Genomic DNA, 20,364 nt, shown 5'->3' on the forward strand with positions numbered 1-20,364 from the left:
CTACTGCGTCCACGAGACAGGAGGAAGGCCATGGCCGCGCCGTTCACGCTCGGGCCCGGGCTGCGCCGGCTGCGCGCGCCGAACCCGTCGCCCATGACCCACACGGGCACCAATACCTATCTGGTGGGCGAGGGCAGGCGTGCTGTCATCGATCCGGGGCCCGACGATCCCGCACATCTGGACGCGATCCTCGCCGCCTGTCCCGACGGGGTGAGCCACATCCTCGTGACCCACGCCCACCTGGATCACTCGCCCCTGTCCCGCGCGCTGGCGAAGGCCACCGGCGCGCCGATCCTGGGCTTCGGTCCCGCCCATGCGGGCCGCGCGCCGGTGATGGAGCGGCTGGGCGATCTGGGCGGGGGCGAGGGCGTGGACCATGCCTTCCGGCCCGACGAAACGCTGGCGGATGGCGATACCGTTCGCGGCGAGGGCTGGACGATCCGCGCGCTCTGGACGCCGGGGCACCTGTCGAACCACCTGAGCTTCGCCTGGGGCGACACGCTGTTCACCGGCGACCTGGTGATGGGCTGGGCGTCGTCGCTCGTGTCGCCGCCCGACGGCGACATGACCCAGTTCATGGCGTCCGTCGCGCGGCTGGCCGAAACCCCCTGGGCGCGGTTCCACCCGGGCCACGGCGACCCGGTCGAGGCGCCGGTCCAACGGCTTGACTGGCTCATCGCCCACCGCAAGGGCCGCGAGGCGCAGATCCTCGACGCGCTGGGGCCCGCGCCGCTGACCGCCGCCACGCTGGCCGCGCGCATCTATACCGACACGCCCGCCCGTCTTCTGCCGGCCGCCGCGCGCAACGTCCTCGCGCATCTGATTGACCTGCATGGCAAAAACGAGGTCTCCGCCGAGGGGCCGATCCATGCCGAGACGATGTTCCACCGCCCGTGACTTTTTCCTCCCGGACCTCTTGTCGCCCCCGAACACCCTTGCTATACGCCCCCTCGTGTTCCGGCGTAGCTCAGCGGTAGAGCAGTTGACTGTTAATCAATTGGTCGTAGGTTCGATCCCTACCGCCGGAGCCAAATTTTCCAACTAAACGAGCTACCTGCGTCACCTAGCCTTCGGGCTGCTGGTGCAATAGCGTGCTGAGTGTCGTTCGCTAAGATCGAAGAGCTAGCCGCGTCCAAGAAAGAACTTATCGCCAAAGGCGAATGAGAGCAGCTTCCGCCAGCGGAGAGCAAGCCGGTTCAATAGCTAGCAAGCTTTCGCAGAGCCGATCTAGATCGGCCTTATTGACTAAGGTCCGATCGACTCTCGGGATGGCCCTTGGCGAGCCTACCAATGTCCACCCGCGCCAATTGCGCCCACCCGCTCAGTTCCGCATGGGGATGTCGGCGCTCCAGCGGAAGCCGACGCCGCCGCCCTGCCACACGCCGCGGGCGTCGGGGGTGGGGCCGTCGATGGGCACGTGCTGGGGCAGGCCGAAGCGGGGGGCGAGGTCCTGCGCGCCCTTGACGGTGCTGCGGTGCATGATGCGCAGGCTCTGTTGCTCCACCGGCATATGCGCCTCGGGCGATGCGCGATGCGCCACGGCGAGGTTGTCGATGAAGACGCAATCGTTCTCGCCGTATTCGAACGCGGCGGCATAGCCGTTCTCGAAGCCCGCGTTCAGGATGGCGTTGTAGTCCTGGCACAGCGCGGTGAGCTCGTCGGCCGTCAGCAGGCGGAAGCCGTCCTGGTCGGGAAGTTTCTCGAGCACCGCGCCGGTCATGCCCAGGTGCAGCCAGATGGAGTTGCGCCCCGAGACCGGGTGCCGGTGCACCAGCGGATGCACGACGCCCGAGGCCGAGTTGACCGAGAACAGGCGTTGCCAGCGCTCCTGCTTGTCGGCGGGCAGGGCGTCGAAGGCCAGCCCCTGGTGCGCGAAATGGGTGCCGCCGCCGTTCTCGGCCGGACGGATGATGTGATAGCCCGCGTGCGAGAAGGTGGCGGGCAGGAAGCTGCCATCGTTGTGCCATTGCGGGCCGACATCGGGGATGCCGTGGCGTTCGTCGTTGGACAGCCGGAAGATATGCGGGTTGCCGCCGGGGGTCTGCGGGTGGACGCCGTGGGTGCTGTGCAGCTCGCGCCCGCCCCACAGGACGCTGGCGCGCAGGAAGTCGTCGGGCGACAGTTCCGATTCGTTGCGAAAGACGATGAAGCCGCGATGGGCCATCTCGTGCTCGAGCGCCTCGACCACCTCGGGCGGGATCGCCTCGGGGGCGGTCAGGTCGATGCCGGAAACTGCGGCGCCGATCGGGTCGAGGGCGTCGATCGTGCCGCCCGCGCGCGCGATGATGGCGGCGCGGTCCGGGTCGATGGGCGGGAGTCGGGTTGGATTGTCGGTCAATGCTCTCCTCCTTTGCCTATGGATTCACGTAGGAAGAGGTTGCCGTGGTCGAAAGGGTGGCCCGCCAATCAACCTTGTGGCTAATGGCGAGCGGGTCCGCGGAGACGGCCGGCGGAGGGTGCCGAGACCGCCACGCGGATGATCCCGATCCTTGAAGTCGGCCCCGCGGCGTGCAGCATGGAGACCGATCCTGTCGGCCCGCCGCGCCGCCCCCCACACCGCCCGAGGACAAGCCGCCCATGCCCGACACCTGGATCGACACGTTCCCCGGCCTGACCCGGCTTCCCGCCGATATAAGGGCCGAGCTCGAGGCCGGAAGCCAGATCGTCACGGCGCCCGCCGGTGCGCAGATCTTCGCGCCGGGGCAGACGGCCGACAACCTGCTGCTGCTGCTCGACGGGACGGTGAAGGTGCAGCAGAAATCCGACACGGGGCGGGACGTGTTCCTGTATCGCGTCCATGCGGGCGAAAGCTGCGTGCTGACCACGGCCTGCATGCTGGCCTTCGAGGATTACGCGGCCGAGGGGATCAGCGAGACCGATGTCCGCGCCGTCGCCATCCCGCGCAAGACCTTCGACAGCCTGGTGGGCAAATCGCCCGTGTTCCGCGAGTTCGTCTTCACCGCCTATTCGCGCCGCATCACGGACCTGTTCACCCTGATCGACGACATCGTGTTCCAGCGCATGGATGTGCGCCTTGCGGCGCGTCTGCTGGAGCTCGCGGATGACAGGGGCGTGGTCCACGCCACACACGCCGCGCTCGGCACGGAACTGGGAACGGCGCGCGAGGTCATCTCGCGCACGCTGTCGGAATTCCACCGCCGCGGCTGGGTCGAGCAATCGCGCGGCGAGGTCCATCTGACCGGCAAGGAAGGGCTGGCGCGGCTGGTGAAATCGGCGGGCGCGCACGTCTGACGCGCGATCGGGCCGGTTTTTTCCCGGAGTCTGTGACCAAGTCACCAAGGATCACGACCGACCCGTGCCATGTCTGTTCCATCGATTCTGGATGGAGAGAGACATGTCCACGAATATGGGAAAACTCGACCGCGGCGCACGCCTGATCGTTGCCGCCGTCCTTCTGATCCTCGCCCTCGCCACACCGATGCTGGGCCACGGGATCCTGTTCTGGGGCGCCATCGTCGTCGCGGGCATCTTCACGCTGACGGCGCTTGTCGGAAACTGCCCGCTTTACAGCGTCGTCGGGCTCAAGACCTGCCGGGACTGCTGATGATCGAGACCGTTTTCACCCCGTGGGCGTCGCTGGCCGGCGGCGTCCTGATCGGCCTGGCCGCGACGCTGCTGATGCTGACGCTCGGCCGTGTCATGGGCGCGACCGGCGTGCTGTCGGGTGTCATCTTCCCGGCCTCGGGCGCCGAGTTCGCGTGGCGCGCGGCCCTGCTCGCCGGCATGGTTTCCGGCCCGGCCGCCATCTGGCTGGTGATGGGCGAGATGCCGGCGGTCGAGGTCCCCGTCTCGACGGGGGCGCTGGTCATCGGTGGCATCATCGTCGGGATGGGCGTGACCTGGGGGTCGGGCTGCACCTCGGGGCACGGCGTATGCGGCATGGCCCGTCTCAGCCCGCGCTCGATCGTCGCAACCGTGACCTTCATGGCGTTCACCTTCGCGACGGTCTTCGTCCTGCGGCACGTGATCGGAGGCTGAGAATGAAACTTCTCGCAACATACCTGGTCGGACTGGTCTTCGGGGTCGGCATCTCGATCTCGGGCATGGCCAACCCGGCGAAGGTCCTGAATTTCTTCGATATCGCCGGGGCGTGGGATCCGTCGCTGATCTTCGTGATGGGCGGTGCGCTGGTGACGACCTTTCTGGGCTACAAGCTGGTCTTCGGCCGCGCGGCGCCGGTCTTCGACAGCGCCTTCAGCCTGCCCACCGCGCGCGCCATCGATGCGAAACTCGTCGGCGGCGCGGCCGTCTTCGGCATCGGCTGGGGCATCGCCGGATTCTGCCCGGGCGGTTCGCTGCCCGCGCTTGGCACCGGCCGGGTCGAGGTCTTCCTGTTCGTCGCCGCAGTGGTGGCGGGGCTCCTGATCGCGCGGGGCACGACGGCGCCATTCGTCCGGAGGGTCTCGGCATGAAGAAGGCGACAGGCGGCGAGGCCGCGGTCCACGACATGATGATGCAAAGGGGCAGGGGCCAAGAACGGCCCGCCCGCCTAAGAAGGAGCAGATGAAATGACCACCTATCCCGTGAACATGGACATCAAGCCGGACGTCCAGGCCTTCTTCGACGAGGCCACGAACACGATCAGCTATATCGTGAAGGATCCGTCCTCGAACGCGTGCGCCATCGTCGACAGCGTCATGGACATCGACTACGCCGCCGGGCGCATCACCTACGATCACGCCGACGAACTGATCCGCCAGGTCGAGCGCCAGGGGCTGAGCCTGGAGTGGATCATCGAGACCCATGTCCACGCCGACCACCTGAGCGCCGCGCCCTATATCCAGGCCAGGCTGGGCGGCAAGATCGGCATCGGATCGAAGATCATGGTGGTGCAGGACACCTTCGGCAAGGTGTTCAACGAGGGCACCGAGTTCCAGCGCGACGGATCGCAGTTCGATGCGCTGTTCGAGGATGGCGACACCTACCAAGTGGGCAACATGACCGCTTTCGCCATGTACACGCCCGGCCATACGCCGGCCTGCATGGTGCATGTCATGGGAGATGCGGCTTTCGTGGGCGACACGCTGTTCATGCCCGACGGCGGATCGGCCCGGGCCGATTTCCCGGGCGGGGACGCGGGCGAGCTCTACGACAGCATCCAGAAGGTCCTGGCGCTGCCCGACGCCATGCGGCTGTTCATGTGCCACGATTACGGCCCCAATGGCCGCGACATCCAGTGGGAGACCACGGTGGGCGACGAAAAGGCCCACAACATCCACGTGGGTGGCGGCAAGACGAAGGAAGAATTCGTCAAGTTCCGGACCGAGCGTGACGCGACGCTGGCCATGCCCAGGCTGATCATCCCGTCGCTGCAGGTGAACATGCGCGCCGGCGAAGTGCCGCGCGACAAGGACGGCAACCCGATGCTGAAGGTGCCGATCAACGGCCTGTAAGCGACCGCCAGCCGCTCATCCGTCCCGGCGGGTGAGCGGCCTTTCACCCCCGCCACGGGCAGGCACGGAGGAGCCCCAGATGGACATGAATAAGATCACCGACACGTTCTCGGTCAGCCCGCAGATCGCGACCGGCGACATGCCGGCCCTCAAGGCGGCGGGCATCCGCGCGATCATCTGCAACCGCCCTGACGGCGAGGGCGCGGATCAGCCGTCGTTCGAAGAAATCGCGGCGGCCGCCAGGGAGGCGGGGATCGAGGCCCGTTATGTCCCGGTCCCGTCGGGCATGGTCACCGACGCGGACGTGGCCGCGTTCGGCACCGCCATGGCCGAGCTGCAGCGCCCCGTGCTGGCCTATTGCCGCAGCGGCACGCGGTCGGCCACGCTCTGGTCCTTCCGCGAAGCCGGAAAGCGGCCCATGCCCGAGATCCTGTCGGCGACCAAGGCCGCAGGCTACGACATGAACGGCGTCGCCCGCCGGATCGCCAATGGCGGCAGGACGCCCACCGACACCGGCGACGCGCATTTCGACGTGGTCATCGTCGGGGCAGGGGCCGGGGGCATCTCGGTCGCCGCCAGCCTGAAGGCCCGGAAGCCGGGGCTGGAGATCGCGGTGATCGACCCCGCCGATGTGCATTACTACCAGCCCGGCTGGACCATGGTGGGTGGCGGCATCTTCGACGCGCAAAGCACGGCGAAGACCATGGGCAGCCTGATCCCGAAGGGCGTGCACTGGATCAAGGCCGCCGTCGCCGCCTTCGAGCCCGGAAACGATGCCGTCATCCTCGACGGATGCCGCGTGGTGAAATACGACCGGCTGGTCGTCTGCCCGGGGCTCAAGCTTGACTGGGAAAAGGTCGAAGGGCTGGAAGACACGCTGGGCCGGAACGGGGTGACCTCGAACTACCGATACGACCTCGCGCCCTACACGTGGGAGCTGGTCAAGAGCATGAGACAGGGCCGGGCGATCTTCACCCAGCCGCCCATGCCGATCAAATGCGCGGGCGCACCGCAGAAGGCCATGTACCTGTCGGGAGACGCCTGGTTCCGGCGGGGCGTGCTGAAGGATATCGACATCCAGTTCATGAACGCGGGCGGCGTCCTGTTCGGGGTCAAGGATTACGTGCCCGCGCTCATGCGCTACGTCGAGAAATACGACGCGACCCTGAATTTCTTCCACGACCTCGTGGCTGTCGACGGACCGGCCAAGCGGGCGACCTTCCGCGTGGCAAAGCCCGAAACCGCGCCGGCCGAGGTCACGGTCGATTTCGACATGATCCACGTGTGCCCGCCGCAGGTGGCGCCCGATTTCATCCGCGTCTCACCCCTGGCCGATGCGGCCGGGTGGGTCGATGTCGACCAGGCGACGCTCCGGCACAAGGCGTTCGACAACATCTGGTCGCTGGGCGACGCGATGAACGCGCCCAATGCCAAGACCGCCGCGGCCGCACGCAAGCAGGCCCCGACCGTGGCCGCGAATATCGTGGCGGACATCGCGGGCCGTTCGGCGGTGGCGCAATATGACGGCTACGGTTCGTGCCCGCTGACCGTCGAGCGGGGCAAGATCGTGCTGGCCGAGTTCGGGTATGGCGGTGCGCTGAAGCCATCCTTCCCCAAGGCGCTTCTGGATGGAACGAAGCCGTCGCGCGCGGCCTGGTTCCTGAAGGAGCGCCTGCTTCCGCCGATCTATTGGCAGGCGATGCTGAAGGGCAAGGAATGGATGGCCAGGCCCGAGCCACTGAACGTCGCGGCCGAGTGACCGGCCCCTTCATTCGGGCCGGACTCTCCCTTTGCGGCCCGACCGTGGCGGTCGGGGGCCCTGCGCGCCCCTGACCGCCCTTTACAGACTGTGAGTGCACGATGCCGAGTTTCCGACAGTACCTTCCAATTCTCGACTGGGGCCGGAGCTATGACCGGCGCGCCCTGTCGAACGACCTGATCGCCGCGGTGATCGTGACGATCATGCTGATCCCGCAATCGCTGGCCTACGCGCTGCTTGCGGGGCTGCCGCCGCAGGCCGGGATCTACACCTCGATCGCGCCGATCGTGCTCTACGCCATTTTCGGCACGAGCCGCGCCCTGGCGGTGGGGCCGGTCGCGGTGGTGTCGTTGCTGACCGCGTCCGCCGTGGGGCAGGTGGCCGAGCAGGGGACCGCGGGCTATGCCGTCGCCGCGCTGACGCTGGCCTTCCTGTCGGGCGGGTTCCTGGTGCTGATGGGTCTGTTCCGGCTGGGGTTTCTTGCCAATTTCCTCAGCCATCCCGTCATCTCGGGGTTCATCACCGCGTCGGGCCTTCTGATCGCCACCAGCCAGCTCAAGCACATTCTGGGGGTCACCGCGCACGGGCACACGCTGCCCGAAATGCTGGGCTCGATGCTCTCGAACCTGTCCGAGGTGAACTGGATCACCGTCCTGATCGGCGTAGCGGCCACCGCGTTCCTGTTCTGGACGCGCAAGAACCTCAAGCCCACCCTGCGCGGGCTGGGCGTGCCGTCCTTGCCGGCCGATATCCTGACCAAGGCCGGCCCGGTCGCGGCCGTCGTGGCGACCACCGTCGCGGTCTGGGCCCTGGGGCTGGCCGACCGCGGCGTGCGCATCGTGGGCGAGGTGCCGCAAAGCCTGCCACCGTTGACCTTGCCGGGATTCGATCCCGACCTTCTGGGCGCGCTGCTGGTCCCGGCGATCCTGATCTCGGTCATCGGCTTCGTCGAATCCGTCTCGGTCGCCCAGACACTGGCGGCCAAGAAGCGCCAGCGCATCGATCCCGACCAGGAACTGATCGGCCTGGGCGCCGCGAACCTGGGCGCGGCGTTCACCGGTGGCTTTCCCGTGACCGGTGGCTTCTCACGCTCGGTCGTGAATTTCGACGCGGGCGCCGAGACGCCGGCGGCGGGGGCCTTCACCGCCATCGGCCTTGCCTTCGCCGCGCTGTTCCTGACGCCGCTGGTGTATTTCCTGCCCAACGCCACGCTGGCCGCGACCATCATCGTCGCGGTGCTGAGCCTCGTGGACCCGTCGATCCTGAAGAAGACCTGGGGCTATAGCCGCGCCGATTTCAGCGCGGTGGCCGTCACGATCCTGCTGACCCTGGGCCTGGGCGTCGAGATCGGCGTGGCGGCCGGCGTGGCGATCTCGGTGCTGCTGCATCTCTACAAGACATCGCGCCCCCACGTGGCCGAGGTCGGGCGCGTGCCCGGCACCGAGCATTTCCGCAACATCCACCGCCACACCGTCGAGACCGATCCATCGCTGGTCACGCTGCGGGTCGACGAGAGCCTGTATTTCGTCAATGCGCGCTTCCTCGAGGACCTGGTGCAAAGGCGGGTGACGACGGGCACCACGATCCGCAACGTGGTGCTGCAGTTCTCGGCGGTGAACGAGGTGGACTATTCGGCGCTGGAAAGCCTCGAGGCGATCAACCAGCGCCTGAAGGACATGGAGGTGGGCCTGCACCTGTCCGAGGTGAAGGGCCCGGTCATGGACCGCCTGCGTCGCTCGCACTTCCTCGACCAGCTGAACGGCCAGGTCTTCCTGTCCCAACACGACGCGTGGCGGGCGCTGGCCGTCGGTAAACGGTCGGCCGCCTGACTTCCGTCTCGTGCGAGTGGGGGCGCCATACCCCGCCAGCCGGATCTCCTCCGCTGGATTTTCGACGCGAGAGCGCCTATGTGCGGTGACCTCGAAGGGTCGCTTCCGGAACGAAGCCCTCGCCCATTCGCACGCGCCGCAATCGATCGAGTTCGAAAATGCACCTGGACGACCACGCCAAGCTGTCCGTCGCCCCGATGATGGATTGGACCGACCGCCATTGCCGGACGTTTCACCGGCAGCTGTCGCGTCGCGCGTTGCTTTATACCGAGATGGTGACGGCGCCCGCCTTGGTGCGGGGCGGGGCGACGCACCTGCTGGATTTCGGCGCGCAGGAGCATCCCGTGGCCCTGCAACTGGGCGGCTCGGAGCCGGACGAGCTGGCACGGGCGGCGCGGATGGGCGCGGACCATGGCTATGACGAGATCAACCTGAATGTCGGCTGCCCCTCGGACCGGGTGCAGTCGGGCCGGTTCGGTGCCGTGCTCATGCGCGAGCCGGAGCTGGTGGCCGAGTGCTGCGCCGCGATGATCGCGGCTCAACCTTTGCCGGTCACGGTGAAATGCCGGATCGGCGTCGACGACCAGCGGCCCGCCGAAGTGCTTCCGGACTTCCTGTCGAAGATCCGCGCGGCGGGCGTGCGCCGGGTCACCATCCACGCGCGCATGGCGTGGTTGCAGGGGCTCAGCCCGAAGGAAAACCGCGACGTGCCGCCGCTGGATTACGACCTTGTCCACCGGATGAAGGCCGCGTTTCCGGACCTGCACGTGTCGATCAACGGCGGCATCACCGATCTCGACCAGGTCGAGACGCATCTGGCGCGCGGGCTTAACGGCGTGATGGTCGGACGTGCCGCCTACCACGACCCCGCGACGGTGTTGCTGGAGGCCGACCAGCGCATCTTCGGCGGAACGGCCCCGGCGCCCACGCGCGAGGAGGTCGTGCACGCGATGCTGCCCTATATCGACCGCCACATCGCGACGGGCGGCAAGCTGGGGCAGGTCACGCGGCACATGCTGGGGTTGTTCACCGGCCAGCCCGGCGCGCGGCGGTGGCGGCGTGTCCTGTCCGAAGGGGCGAGCCGCCCGGGTGCGGATCGGCACCTGGTGCTCGAGGCCCTGGGCGAGGTGACGCGCGCCGCGGCGTGATCCGGCGGCGCGCATCGGCGCCTAGTCCTCCAGCGCGGCGACGCCCGGCAGGGTCTTGCCTTCCATCCATTCCAGGAACGCGCCGCCCGCGGACGAGATGTAGGTGAAATCGCCCGCAGCGCCGGCCTTGTTCAGGGCCGCCACCGTGTCGCCGCCGCCCGCGACCGACACGAGGTTGCCGGCCTTCGTCTGGTCGGCGGCCATGCGCGCGGCCTGGTTGGTGGCCACGTCGAAGGGCGCGATCTCGAACGCGCCGAGGGGGCCGTTCCAGATCAGCGTGCGGCAGTTCGCCATGGCCTTGCCGATGCGTTCGACCGAGTCGGGGCCGGTATCGAGGATCATGGCGTCGGCGGGGCACTTGTCGGCCGGGACGACCTCGCTGTCGGCGCCGGCCTTGAACTCGCGCGCGACGACCACGTCCTGCGGCAGGATGATCTCGCAGCCCGCCTCGTCGGCGCGGTCGAGGATATCGCGCGCCGTGCCGGTCATGTCGTGCTCGGCCAGGGACTTGCCCACGTCGATGCCCTGCGCGGCCAGGAAGGTGTTGGCCATGCCGCCGCCGATCACCAGGTGGTTCACCTTGCGCACCAGGTTGCCCAGGAGGTCGAGCTTGGTGCTGACCTTGGCGCCGCCGACCACGGCCATCAGCGGACGCTCGGGGTCGCCCAGGGCCTTTTCCAGCGCGCCCAGTTCCTCGGCCATGAGCCGCCCGGCACAGGCCGGCAGCTTGCGCGCGAGCGCTTCGGTCGAGGCGTGGGCGCGGTGGGCGGCCGAGAACGCGTCGTTCACGTAGACATCGCCCAGCGATGCCAGGCGCCCGGCGAAGGCATCGTCGTTCTTTTCTTCGCCTGGATTGAAGCGCAGGTTTTCCAGCAGCGCGACATCGCCCTGGCCCAGCTGGCCCACCCGGTCGCCGTAGTCACCGTCGATGAAGGTCACGTCGCGGCCCAGTACTTCCTGCAACGCCGGCACCACCTGGTTCAGCGACATCTCGGGCACCACCTTGCCCTTGGGCCGGTCGAAATGGGCCAGCAGGATCGGGATGCCGCCCGCGTTCACGATATCGTTCACCGTGGGCACGATGCGGTCGATCCGGGTGGTGTCGGTCACGCGCCCGTCATCGACCGGCACGTTGATATCCACGCGCACCAGCACGCGCTTTCCGTCCAGATCCATGTCGTCGAGCGTCTTCCAACCCATCGGGGCCTCCTGCATCAAGAACCGGTCTAGTCATCGCGTGATCGGGACCGGCGCGCAACCGCCCCCGCGATGGCTTTCCGCTTCCCAACACCGCGCGTCACGACTAGGGTCCGCGCGACCCGAAGACCAAGCAAGGATCCCCCGATGGCCGAGATCAAGGACCCCGAGAACACCATCATCATCGAGCTGAAGGACGGCCCCGTGACCATCGCGCTGCTGCCCGACGTGGCGCCGCAGCACGTGGACCGGATTAAGACGCTGGCCCGCGAAGGCGCCTATGACAACGTGGTGTTCCACCGCGTGATCGACGGCTTCATGGCGCAGACCGGCGACGTGTCGAACGGCAATGCCGAGAAGGATTTCAACATCCGCCTGGCCGGCACCGGCGGATCCGAGCATCCCGACCTGCCGGCCGAGTTCTCGAAACTGCCGCACGATCGCGGCACGTTGGGCGCGGCGCGCTCGTCGAACCCCAACTCGGCCAACTCGCAGTTCTTCATCAACTTTTCCGACAACCATTTCCTGAACGGCCAATACACCGTCTATGGCCGCGTCATCGAGGGGATGGAGCATGTCGACAAGATCACCCGCGGCGAGCCGCCGATGAACCCCGACCGCATGCTGAGCGTGAAGGTGGCCGCCGATGCGTAAGGGCCTGATCCTTCTTGCCTGTCTCGCGGCCGGCCCGGCCGCGGCGTCGGGGATCGAGATCTCGCTGTCGGGCGGGGTCGAGGGCACCGTGCGGATCGACCTGCTCGAGGACGTGGCGCCCAACCACGCCGAGCGGATCACGGCGCTGGCCAATCGCGATGCCTATGACGGCGTGGTGTTCCACCGCGTGATCGACGGCTTCATGGCGCAGACCGGCGACGTGCAGTTCGGCCGCGCCGACGGCGACATGTCCCGCGCGGGTTATGGCGGGTCGGACCTGCCGGACCTGGCGCAGGAATTCTCGGACATCGCTTTCGAGCCGGGTGTCGTCGGCATGGCGCGCTCGGGCAACTCGGTGGACAGCGCCAATTCGCAGTTCTTCATCATGACCGAACCGGCCCCGCACCTGAACGGCGACTATACCGTCGTGGGCCGCGTGACCGAGGGCATGGACCTGATCGACCAGATCCCGGCGACGGGGCAGGGCGAAATGGTGGTGATGGACGAGGTCACGACCACCGACTGACGGTCAAGAAGCCTAGAATGGCGACGCGGGGCGGCATCCCAGCCGTCCCGCGTTTGCATTTGTACCTCCGGGCAAGCCTCGGCTCAGGTGCCGCAGAATGTCGCCGTGACCACCTCGCCCTCCAGTGGCGGCGCGGCGAAGGCGGGATGATCGTCGAAGGGCGAGGCGAGGGCCGCGTTGATCGCGTGGAATGGCGCGTAGTCGCCTGTCACCGCCGCGGCGATGACCTGTTCGATCCTGTGATTACGCGGAATGATGGCGGGGTTGGCCCGCCGCATCCGGTCGCGGGCGGTGGTGGCATCGGTGCCCTCGCGCGCCAGCCGCGCCTCCCAGGCCTGCGCCCATTGGTCGAACGCGGCCGGATCGCCGAAGCGCTCGCGCGCGCTGCCGTCCACGAGACCCCGGAAGGTCAGCGTGAAATCGGCCCGTGCGGCCGCCATGCGGTCCAGCAGCCCCTCGATCAGGTCCGGGTCGTCTTCCTCGGCCGTGGCCAGCCCCAGCTTGGCGCGGAACACGTCGAGCCACGCGTCCTGGAACCGCGCGCCGAAGCCGTGGATCATCTCGGTCGCGCGGGGGATCGCCGTCTCCTCGTCGCCCAGGACGGGCAGCAGGGCCGATGCGAATTGCGCCAGGTTCCAGGCCGCGACGTCCGGCTGGCGGGCATAGGCGTAACGCCCGCCGCGATCGATCGACGAAAACACGCGCATGGCATCGTAGTCGTCCATGAAGGCGCAGGGGCCGTAATCGATGGTCTCGCCCGAGACGGCCATGTTGTCGGTGTTCATGACCCCGTGGATGAAGCCCACGCCCATCCACCGCGCGACCAGGTCGGCCTGCGCGCCGATCACGGCGTCGAGCAGGCCCCAGGCGTCGCCGGCCCCGGGATAATGGCGGTCGATCACGTGTTGCGTCAGCAGCTCCAGCGCCTCGGTATCGCGGCGGGCGGCAAAATACTGGAACGTGCCCACGCGGATATGCGACCGGGCCACGCGGGTCAGCACGGCGCCGGGCAGGGGCGCCTCGCGCAGGACATCCTCGCCCGTTGTCACCGCGGCCAGCGCCCGGGTCGTGGGGATGCCGAGTGCGGCCATCGCCTCGCTCACCACGTATTCGCGCAGCACGGGGCCCAGCCAGGCGCGTCCGTCGCCACCGCGGCTGAAGGGCGTGCGGCCCGCGCCCTTCAACTGGATGTCGTAGCGGCCCGTGTCGGTCAGCACTTCGCCCAGCAGGATCGCGCGCCCGTCGCCCAGCTGCGGCACCCAGCCGCCGAACTGGTGCCCGGCATAGGCCTGCGCCAGCGGGGCGGCGCCCTCGGGCACGGTGTTGCCGGCCAGCATGGCCACGCCCTCGGGCGTGCGCAGCGCCTCGGCATCCAGGCCCAGCTTCGCGGCCAGCGCGTCGTTCACGGCGACCAGGTCGGGCCGCGCGACCGGAACGGGCGGCTGCCGGCTGTGAAACCGGTCGGGCAGGGCGTCGTATGTGTTGTCGAATGGCAGGTGCATCATGATCTCCTTGCCATGGACCTAAGCAGTTGCGGACGTATCGAAAAGACTTGCCGCGCGGGCGATTGCCCTACGTCTTTTCACCAACGCGGATCAACGACGAACGGAGGACGCCATGAAAGCCGAGAACAGAGGCGGCATGCGGATCAAGGACCGGGCCGAGTACGACTCCAAACCCAAGCCGTTGACGATGACCAAGGACCAGATGGTCAGCGATGCCGTGGCCGCCATGTGCCAGAAGAATTACGGCTCGGTCATGATCGTGGACGCCGAGGACAAGGTGATCGGCGTCGTGACCGAGCGCGACGTCATGCGCAAGATCGTGAACCAGGGCCGTGACGCCAAGGCGACCCAGCTGCACGAGATCATGACCAAGGAACCCCGGCTCGCCCGTGAGGATGACGACGTGGTCGACTGGCTGCGCATCATGTCGAACGAGCGGTTCCGCCGTCTTCCCGTCGTCGATGCCGACGGACGGATCAAGGCGGTGTTCACGCAGGGCGATTTCGTCAGCTACACGTGGCCCGACCTGCTGAACCAGGCGCGGCAGATGACGCGCGCCTCGGTCACGCGGAACTTCCCGACGGTTCTGATCGGCGGCGGCATCATGCTTTACACGCTTATCATGATCATCGTGATATCGCTTGTTCTGTAATTAAATCAGCGTCTTGCATCGCGCTTTGAAGGCGATGCGCGAAGTGGGTCAAAGGGCCAGGTCCAGCCGTTGCTCGGACCGGCCCTTGAACAGCAGCCGCCGAAACAGCGCATCGGGCGCCGCGTCGTCCAGGCGGGCGGTGAGCCGCGCGATGCCAAGGTTGCGCAGGTTGCGGGCCAGGCTGTTGACCGCCTCGCTCGCCATGGCGCGGTTGCGGACCGGCGGGCGTATGTAGATCTCGTCGATATCGGCCACCATGCCGCCCTGGGCCACGGAGTATCCGAAGCGCAACAGCACGTATCCCACGGGGCTGGAGGGCGGTCCGATCAGGTAGGCGGCCCCCGGCACGTCGCCCGCAAGCAGCGGTTCGAGCGCCGCGCTGCGCGCGTCCTCGTCCATGGCGTAGCCCGTCTCGTCGTGGCAGGCGGCCATCAGGCGGTCCAGCTTGGCGGCATCCTCGGGCGCGGCCAGGCGCAATTTGGCAGTCATCGGGATGGGGCCTTTCGCGGCGGCCTAGTATCGGGCCAATCGCTCGGTCAGTAGCCCGAAGAATCCCTCGGCGTCCAGATCCTCGATGAAAAGCGCGTTGGGCGCGCGCTCGGTGACACGCCACCAGTCCGCGACGGTCATGCCGCGGGTGAGATCGGACCGCGTTTCGATCTCGACATTGATCTCGCGCCCGGTGAAAAGGTCGGGGTTCAGAAGCCAGGCGATGACCGTGGGGTCGTGCAGCGGCGCGCCGTGGCTGCCGTATTTCTCGCGGTCGAAACGCTCGAAGAAATCCGTCATCTCGGCCACGGCGATGCCCACCGGCGTGCCGAGCGCGCGGAAGGCGTCGTTCCGCTCTTTCGTGACCAGCGCCTTGTGGGTCACGTCCAGCGGAAGGATGGTCAGCGGAACACCGGATTTCATAACGATATCAGCCGCTTCGGGGTCGACATAGATGTTGAACTCGGCGGCGGGGGTGATGTTGCCGACTTCGAAATAGGCGCCGCCCATCAGCACGATGCGGGCGATCCGGTCGGCGATGTCGGGCGCCTTCTTCAGCGCCATGGCGATGTTGGTCAGCGGCCCCAGCGGGCAGATCGTGACGCTGCCCGGTCCCTCGGCCCGTAGGGTGTCGATGATGAAATCCACCGCGTGGGCATCCTGCAGCGGCATCTGCGGATCGGGCAACACCGGCCCGTCCAGCCCCGTGCGGCCATGGACGTGCTCGGCCGTGACCAGCGGGCGCATCAGCGGAGCGGCGCAGCCCGCGAAGACGGGAACTTCGGTCCGGCCGGCCAATTCGCAGACGATGCGGGCGTTCTTCGCCGTGAGCTCCAGCGGGACGTTGCCGGCCACGGCGGTGATGCCCAGCACCTCGATCTCGGGGCTGGCCAGCGCCAGCAGGATGGCCACGGCATCGTCCTGGCCTGGGTCGGTATCGATGATGATCTTCATGCAAGCCCCTTCCAGGACATGGTTTTCTGGCCGAAAGCCTCAGGAGATCGCGTCGAGGATACGCGCCCAGGACCGCATTCCGCGATGGAAGCTTTCCAGGTCGTATTTCTCGTTCGGCGAATGGATCTGGTCGTCGCCCTTGCCGAACCCGATCAGCATCGAGTCGATGCCGAGGATCTGCTGCAAGTGGCCCGCCACGGGGATCGAGCCGCCCGCGCCCACATAGGCCGCGTCCTTGGGCCATTCGCCCGACAACGCCTGGCGCGCCGCCTCGAAGGCCGGGTCGCTGATATCCATGCGGCTGGCCGGGGCCGCGCCGTGGCCGTGGAACTCGACCGTGCAGTCGGAGGGCATCGCGTCGCGCACCATCTGGCGAAAGCTCTCGCGGATCTTCAACGGATCCTGCGCGGCCACCAGGCGGAAGCTGATCTTGGCGCTGGCCTGGCTGGGCAGAACGGTCTTGAAGCCCGCCCCGGCGTATCCGCCCTTGATGCCGTTGATCTCGCAGGTGGGGCGCGCCCAGATCTGCTCCAGCGCGCTGCGATCGGCCTCGCCCGCGGGGGAACTCAGCCCCACCTCGCCCAGGAAGCTGCCCGCGTCGAAACCCAGCGCATCCCATTGCTGCGACACCTGCTGCGAGATCTCTTCCACGTCGTCGTAGAAGCCCGGCACGGTGACGCGGCCCTGTAGGTCGTGCAGCCCGGCCAGCACCTTGGCCAGCACGCGGATCGGGTTCATGGCGGGCCCGCCGTAGGAGCCCGAGTGCAGGTCGCGCGACGGGCCCGTGACGGTGATCTCCTCGCCCAGCAACCCGCGCAGCATGGTGGTGATGGCGGGCGTGTCGCGTCCATAAAGCGCCGTGTCGCAGATCAGCCCCAGGTCCGCGGCCAGCAGATCGCGGTTCTGCTCCAGGAACGGCACGAGCGAGGGCGAGCCCGATTCCTCCTCGCCCTCGAACAGGAAGGTCAGGCGCGCGGGCAGGGTGCCGTGCACCGCCTTCCACGCGCGGCAGGCCTCGACGAAGGTCATCAGCTGGCCCTTGTCGTCCGAGGCACCGCGGCCGCGGATGACCTTGCCCTTCGGCGTGTCCTCGATCGCCGGGTCGAAAGGGTCGCGATCCCACAGCTCGAGCGGATCGACCGGTTGCACGTCGTAGTGACCGTAAAACAGCAGGCTGCGCCCGCCGTCGCCGCCATGGCCCACCACCATCGGGTGGCCCGGCGTCTTGTGGGCGGTCGCGTCGACGCCGATCTGCCCCAGCTCGGCCACCAGCCAATCCGCCGCCTCGGACACCTGACCCTTGTAGGCGGGATCGGTCGAGATGGACGGAATTCTCAGGAAAGTCAGCAACCTGTCGGTCGCGGCGCCGAGATCGGCATCGATACGGGACAATACGGCGTCGAGGCTCATCGCGGGCTCCGGTCGGCAAAATACGAGCGGCGAACGTAACAGCCCGGTCGTCACAGTCCAGTGCGACGATTGATCCGGGAAATCGGGTCTGTGCCCCGGCGGCGAATTGGCCTATCTAAGCGACAGGAGAAATGTGAAAGACTGCTTGTGTCCTACGAAACAGATATCGACGCCGCGATCCAGAAACTGCACGACGAAGGACGCTATCGCACGTTCATCGACATCGCGCGCGAGCGGGGCAATTTCCCCCACGCCACCTGGACCCGGCCCGATGGCACAGAACGCCCCGTAACCGTTTGGTGCGGCAACGATTATCTTGGCATGGGGCAGCATCCGGTGGTGCTGGAGGCGATGCACGCGGCGCTGGACGCCGTGGGCGCCGGATCGGGCGGCACGCGCAACATCTCGGGCACGACGGTGTATCACAAGGCGCTCGAGTCCGAACTGGCCGATCTCCACGGCAAGGAAGCGGCGCTGCTTTTCACCTCGGCCTACATCGCCAATGATGCGACCCTTTCGACGCTGCCCAAGATCCTTCCCGGACTGATCATCTATTCCGACGCGTTGAACCATGCCTCGATGATCGAAGGCGTGCGCCGCAATGGCGGGGCCAAGCGGGTGTTCCGCCACAACGACGTGGCGCACCTGCGCGAGTTGCTGGAGGCCGACGATCCGAGCGTGCCCAAGCTCATCGCCTTCGAGTCGGTCTATTCTATGGACGGCGATTTCGGACCCATCGCCGAGATCTGCGACCTGGCCGATGAATTCAACGCGCTGACCTATATCGACGAGGTTCACGCCGTGGGCATGTACGGCCCGCACGGCGGCGGCGTGACCGAGCGGGACGGCCTGGCGGGGCGCATCGACATCATCAACGGCACCCTGGCGAAAGCCTATGGCGTCATGGGTGGCTATATCGCTGCTTCCGAGAAGATGTGCGACGCGGTGCGGTCCTATGCGCCCGGGTTCATCTTCACCACCTCGCTGACGCCCTCCACGGCGGCCGGCGCGGCGGCCTCGGTGCGTCACCTGAAGCACGACCAGGCGCTTCGGGATGCGCACCAGACCCAGGCGCGCATTCTCAAGACGCGGCTCAAGGGGCTTGGCCTGCCGCTGATCGACCACGGCAGCCACATCGTGCCGGTCCACGTGGGCAACCCGGTGCACTGCAAGATGATGTCGGACATGCTGCTGGAGGATCACGGGATCTACGTCCAGCCGATCAATTTCCCGACCGTGCCGCGCGGGACCGAGCGGCTGCGCTTCACCCCGTCGCCGGTCCACGGGCCGCGGGAAATGGATGCTTTGGTTAACGCGATGGATACGCTTTGGGCGCAATGTGCGCTAAATCGCGCCGATTTATCGGCTTGACGCCACAAAGAGTTATCCAGAACGTTCCATTCTGTGTTATTTCGTTGTCAAAAGGCACAATAGGGTCGAATCGCGGTCGGGATGCCGTTGATCCGGTCAGATGAAGTGCATGGAGCGACGAGGGGACGGGCATGATAGGGCGCAATCGCCAACCCGATACTGAACCCGCCGAGATCAAGGGGTTCGACGATTTCGACATGCGCCTTGGCGACGTGATGCGCGGTGAACGCGCGACGCTCGGCAAATCCCTTCTCGACGTCCAACGCGAACTGAAGATCAAGGCGACCTATATCGCCGCGATCGAGAACGCAGACCCTTCGGCCTTCGAGACGCCCGGCTTCATCGCCGGCTACGTCCGTTCCTACGCCCGTTACCTGGAACTCGACCCCGACTGGGCCTTCAAGGCGTTCTGCGTCGAATCCGGTTTCGAGACGGCCCACGGCATGAGCGAGGCGGCATCGTCCAAGCGCCGCGAACCGCGGGTCACGAACTCGACCCGCGATCCGTTCCTCGATTCGCCGCTGGGCTTCGTGCCCAAGGGCGACGGCCTGCTGTCGCGGATCGAGCCGGGGGCCATCGGCTCCATCGCCGTGCTTTTCGGCCTGATCGGATTGATCGGCTACGGTGGCTATGCCGTTCTGAACGAGGTGCAGCGCGTGCAGGTGGTTCCCGTGGACCAGGCGCCCGAGGTCGTGGCGGATATCGACCCGCTGGACAGCGCCCGTCCCGCCGCACCGGCCGAGGACGACCCGACCGAGCTGGCCACGGCGGCACCTGACAATTTCGACCGCATCTACCGCCCGCAGGCTCTGGATGTGCCCGTCATGGTTGCCCGCGACGGACCGATCGCCAATCTCGACCCGCGCGAGTTCGGCGCGCTGTCGGACCGTGCGCGCACGGCGCCGACCACGGTCGCCGGCGCATCGCCGCAGGCCCCGGCGGAGCCCGGAAGCGACAGCACGCAAGTGCGCGGCCCCGACATGGCCGCCGCCCAGGTCGCCGAAGCGGGGACCGGAGACGAGAGCGGTTCGGCCGGGGTGCAGGTGCTGGCCGACGGGACGCCCGAGGTGGTCCTGGTCGCCGTGCGACCCAGCTGGGTGCGGGTGCGCTCGGCCGAGGGCACGACGCTCTACGAACAGATCATGCAGGAAGGTGACACGTTCACGCTGCCCGCGACCGAGGAGCCGGCGACCCTGCGCACGGGCGAGTCGGGGGCGATCTACTTCTCGGTCAACGGCACGGCCTACGGCCCCGCAGGGTCCAGCGGCCAGATCACGTCGAACCTGGCGCTGAGCGCACAGAACCTGACCGAGACCTACCAGACCGCCGACATCGCCGCGGACCAGGCGCTGGCCCGCGTCGTGGCCGAGATGTCGGCCCAGCCCGAGCTGCCCGGCGCGACCGAGAGCGACGGCACCGAGTGACCCTGCGCCGCGCGCGGCGGTCAACGCGCTGG

The 20,364-nt window shown here is 67.5% G+C and carries 20 protein-coding genes and 1 tRNA gene; 15 read left to right on the top strand and 6 right to left on the bottom strand.

Annotated elements, in window-relative coordinates; all coding sequences use genetic code 11:
- Window positions 1-30 precede the first annotated feature (30 nt).
- Together BUB76_RS00745 and BUB76_RS00750 are read left to right on the top strand one after the other, a co-directional pair.
- The gene (locus tag BUB76_RS00745) at window positions 31-897 is read left to right on the top strand and encodes an MBL fold metallo-hydrolase (RefSeq protein WP_073125601.1); all 867 of its coding nucleotides are present in this window, start codon (window positions 31-33) and stop codon (window positions 895-897) included.
- A 59-nt stretch (window positions 898-956) separates the two neighbouring features.
- Window positions 957-1,031, top strand: a tRNA-Asn gene (locus BUB76_RS00750).
- Between the two features lie 290 nt (window positions 1,032-1,321).
- Here the strand turns inward: BUB76_RS00750 and BUB76_RS00755 are convergent.
- The gene (locus tag BUB76_RS00755; protein ID WP_073125604.1) at window positions 1,322-2,338 is read right to left on the bottom strand and encodes a TauD/TfdA dioxygenase family protein; all 1,017 of its coding nucleotides are present in this window, start codon (window positions 2,336-2,338) and stop codon (window positions 1,322-1,324) included.
- Window positions 2,339-2,577: 239 nt separating this feature from the next.
- Between BUB76_RS00755 and BUB76_RS00760 the strand changes: the two genes are divergently transcribed.
- The 8 genes from BUB76_RS00760 to dusA all read left to right on the top strand — a co-directional run bounded on the left by BUB76_RS00760 (window position 2,578) and on the right by dusA (window position 10,150).
- On the top strand, window positions 2,578-3,252 hold the full coding sequence (locus BUB76_RS00760; RefSeq protein ID WP_073125607.1) for a Crp/Fnr family transcriptional regulator: 675 nt from the start codon (window positions 2,578-2,580) through the stop codon (window positions 3,250-3,252).
- A gap of 103 nt (window positions 3,253-3,355) precedes the next feature.
- Entirely contained in the window at window positions 3,356-3,565 is a 210-nt protein-coding gene (locus BUB76_RS00765; RefSeq protein WP_073125612.1) for a YgaP family membrane protein, read from the top strand.
- Window positions 3,565-3,999 carry a YeeE/YedE family protein gene (locus tag BUB76_RS00770; RefSeq protein WP_073125616.1) on the top strand — a complete coding sequence of 145 codons (435 nt, stop codon included), beginning with the start codon at window positions 3,565-3,567 and terminating at the stop codon, window positions 3,997-3,999. The genes BUB76_RS00765 and BUB76_RS00770 overlap by 1 nt, the downstream gene beginning before the upstream one ends.
- Window positions 4,000-4,001: 2 nt before the next feature.
- Entirely contained in the window at window positions 4,002-4,433 is a 432-nt protein-coding gene (locus BUB76_RS00775) for a DUF6691 family protein (protein WP_073125619.1), read from the top strand.
- Between the two features lie 96 nt (window positions 4,434-4,529).
- Window positions 4,530-5,414 (top strand): MBL fold metallo-hydrolase, encoded by an 885-nt coding sequence (locus tag BUB76_RS00780; protein ID WP_073125622.1) that lies wholly within the window; start codon window positions 4,530-4,532, stop codon window positions 5,412-5,414.
- A gap of 79 nt (window positions 5,415-5,493) precedes the next feature.
- Window positions 5,494-7,173, top strand: a complete 1,680-nt coding sequence (locus BUB76_RS00785; protein WP_073125624.1) for a bifunctional protein tyrosine phosphatase family protein/NAD(P)/FAD-dependent oxidoreductase — start codon at window positions 5,494-5,496, stop codon at window positions 7,171-7,173.
- Between the two features lie 101 nt (window positions 7,174-7,274).
- Window positions 7,275-9,002, top strand: a complete 1,728-nt coding sequence (locus tag BUB76_RS00790) for a SulP family inorganic anion transporter (RefSeq protein ID WP_073125628.1) — start codon at window positions 7,275-7,277, stop codon at window positions 9,000-9,002.
- 158 nt (window positions 9,003-9,160) lie between these two features.
- A complete protein-coding gene (gene dusA / locus BUB76_RS00795) occupies window positions 9,161-10,150 on the top strand; it encodes a tRNA dihydrouridine(20/20a) synthase DusA (RefSeq protein WP_073125631.1) in 990 nt (329 codons plus the stop codon).
- A gap of 21 nt (window positions 10,151-10,171) precedes the next feature.
- Here the strand turns inward: dusA and BUB76_RS00800 are convergent, their stop codons facing one another.
- Window positions 10,172-11,350, bottom strand: coding sequence for a phosphoglycerate kinase (locus BUB76_RS00800; protein ID WP_073125634.1), 1,179 nt, complete (start codon window positions 11,348-11,350; stop codon window positions 10,172-10,174).
- Between the two features lie 144 nt (window positions 11,351-11,494).
- Between BUB76_RS00800 and BUB76_RS00805 the strand changes: the two genes are divergently transcribed.
- Together BUB76_RS00805 and BUB76_RS00810 are read left to right on the top strand one after the other, a co-directional pair.
- The gene (locus tag BUB76_RS00805) at window positions 11,495-12,001 is read left to right on the top strand and encodes a peptidylprolyl isomerase (RefSeq protein ID WP_073125637.1); all 507 of its coding nucleotides are present in this window, start codon (window positions 11,495-11,497) and stop codon (window positions 11,999-12,001) included.
- Complete coding sequence (locus BUB76_RS00810) at window positions 11,994-12,527, top strand: peptidylprolyl isomerase (RefSeq protein ID WP_073125640.1); 534 nt, start codon at window positions 11,994-11,996, stop codon at window positions 12,525-12,527. Before BUB76_RS00805 ends, BUB76_RS00810 begins: the two co-directional genes overlap by 8 nt.
- A gap of 83 nt (window positions 12,528-12,610) precedes the next feature.
- Here BUB76_RS00810 and BUB76_RS00815 read toward each other — a convergent pair whose 3' ends face one another.
- Window positions 12,611-14,032, bottom strand: coding sequence for a protein adenylyltransferase SelO (locus BUB76_RS00815; protein WP_073125643.1), 1,422 nt, complete (start codon window positions 14,030-14,032; stop codon window positions 12,611-12,613).
- A 112-nt stretch (window positions 14,033-14,144) separates the two neighbouring features.
- On the opposite strand from BUB76_RS00815, the gene BUB76_RS00820 reads away from it, so the two are divergent.
- Window positions 14,145-14,684 carry a CBS domain-containing protein gene (locus BUB76_RS00820; RefSeq protein ID WP_073125646.1) on the top strand — a complete coding sequence of 180 codons (540 nt, stop codon included), beginning with the start codon at window positions 14,145-14,147 and terminating at the stop codon, window positions 14,682-14,684.
- Window positions 14,685-14,732: 48 nt separating this feature from the next.
- On the opposite strand, the gene BUB76_RS00825 is transcribed toward BUB76_RS00820, so the two are convergent.
- The 3 genes from BUB76_RS00825 to BUB76_RS00835 are packed head-to-tail and all read right to left on the bottom strand — an operon-like array spanning window position 14,733 to window position 17,537.
- Window positions 14,733-15,173, bottom strand: a complete 441-nt coding sequence (locus tag BUB76_RS00825; RefSeq protein WP_073125649.1) for a GNAT family N-acetyltransferase — start codon at window positions 15,171-15,173, stop codon at window positions 14,733-14,735.
- Window positions 15,174-15,197: 24 nt separating this feature from the next.
- Window positions 15,198-16,127, bottom strand: a complete 930-nt coding sequence (locus BUB76_RS00830; RefSeq protein WP_073125652.1) for a nucleoside hydrolase — start codon at window positions 16,125-16,127, stop codon at window positions 15,198-15,200.
- 39 nt (window positions 16,128-16,166) lie between these two features.
- On the bottom strand, window positions 16,167-17,537 hold the full coding sequence (locus tag BUB76_RS00835) for a M20/M25/M40 family metallo-hydrolase (protein ID WP_073125656.1): 1,371 nt from the start codon (window positions 17,535-17,537) through the stop codon (window positions 16,167-16,169).
- A gap of 147 nt (window positions 17,538-17,684) precedes the next feature.
- On the opposite strand from BUB76_RS00835, the gene hemA reads away from it, so the two are divergent.
- Both hemA and BUB76_RS00845 read left to right on the top strand, forming a co-directional pair.
- Complete coding sequence (gene hemA / locus BUB76_RS00840) at window positions 17,685-18,908, top strand: 5-aminolevulinate synthase (protein ID WP_073125659.1); 1,224 nt, start codon at window positions 17,685-17,687, stop codon at window positions 18,906-18,908.
- Window positions 18,909-19,039: 131 nt separating this feature from the next.
- Complete coding sequence (locus tag BUB76_RS00845; RefSeq protein ID WP_073125662.1) at window positions 19,040-20,332, top strand: helix-turn-helix domain-containing protein; 1,293 nt, start codon at window positions 19,040-19,042, stop codon at window positions 20,330-20,332.
- The last annotated feature ends 32 nt before the right edge of the window (window positions 20,333-20,364 follow it).

This window comes from Palleronia salina (genome assembly GCF_900141995.1).
Taxonomy (GTDB): domain Bacteria; phylum Pseudomonadota; class Alphaproteobacteria; order Rhodobacterales; family Rhodobacteraceae; genus Palleronia; species Palleronia salina.

Coding starts and splice junctions, on each gene's coding strand:
- BUB76_RS00785 (WP_073125624.1), top strand. CDS start 5,494: ATGGACATGAATAAGATCACCGACACGTTCTCGGTCAGCCCGCAGATC.
- BUB76_RS00830 (WP_073125652.1), bottom strand. CDS start 16,127: ATGAAGATCATCATCGATACCGACCCAGGCCAGGACGATGCCGTGGCC.
- BUB76_RS00780 (WP_073125622.1), top strand. CDS start 4,530: ATGACCACCTATCCCGTGAACATGGACATCAAGCCGGACGTCCAGGCC.
- BUB76_RS00790 (WP_073125628.1), top strand. CDS start 7,275: ATGCCGAGTTTCCGACAGTACCTTCCAATTCTCGACTGGGGCCGGAGC.
- BUB76_RS00820 (WP_073125646.1), top strand. CDS start 14,145: ATGAAAGCCGAGAACAGAGGCGGCATGCGGATCAAGGACCGGGCCGAG.
- BUB76_RS00815 (WP_073125643.1), bottom strand. CDS start 14,032: ATGATGCACCTGCCATTCGACAACACATACGACGCCCTGCCCGACCGG.
- BUB76_RS00765 (WP_073125612.1), top strand. CDS start 3,356: ATGTCCACGAATATGGGAAAACTCGACCGCGGCGCACGCCTGATCGTT.
- BUB76_RS00805 (WP_073125637.1), top strand. CDS start 11,495: ATGGCCGAGATCAAGGACCCCGAGAACACCATCATCATCGAGCTGAAG.
- BUB76_RS00745 (WP_073125601.1), top strand. CDS start 31: ATGGCCGCGCCGTTCACGCTCGGGCCCGGGCTGCGCCGGCTGCGCGCG.
- BUB76_RS00800 (WP_073125634.1), bottom strand. CDS start 11,350: ATGGGTTGGAAGACGCTCGACGACATGGATCTGGACGGAAAGCGCGTG.
- BUB76_RS00835 (WP_073125656.1), bottom strand. CDS start 17,537: ATGAGCCTCGACGCCGTATTGTCCCGTATCGATGCCGATCTCGGCGCC.
- BUB76_RS00825 (WP_073125649.1), bottom strand. CDS start 15,173: ATGACTGCCAAATTGCGCCTGGCCGCGCCCGAGGATGCCGCCAAGCTG.
- BUB76_RS00770 (WP_073125616.1), top strand. CDS start 3,565: ATGATCGAGACCGTTTTCACCCCGTGGGCGTCGCTGGCCGGCGGCGTC.
- BUB76_RS00760 (WP_073125607.1), top strand. CDS start 2,578: ATGCCCGACACCTGGATCGACACGTTCCCCGGCCTGACCCGGCTTCCC.
- BUB76_RS00775 (WP_073125619.1), top strand. CDS start 4,002: ATGAAACTTCTCGCAACATACCTGGTCGGACTGGTCTTCGGGGTCGGC.
- dusA (WP_073125631.1), top strand. CDS start 9,161: ATGCACCTGGACGACCACGCCAAGCTGTCCGTCGCCCCGATGATGGAT.
- BUB76_RS00845 (WP_073125662.1), top strand. CDS start 19,040: ATGATAGGGCGCAATCGCCAACCCGATACTGAACCCGCCGAGATCAAG.
- BUB76_RS00810 (WP_073125640.1), top strand. CDS start 11,994: ATGCGTAAGGGCCTGATCCTTCTTGCCTGTCTCGCGGCCGGCCCGGCC.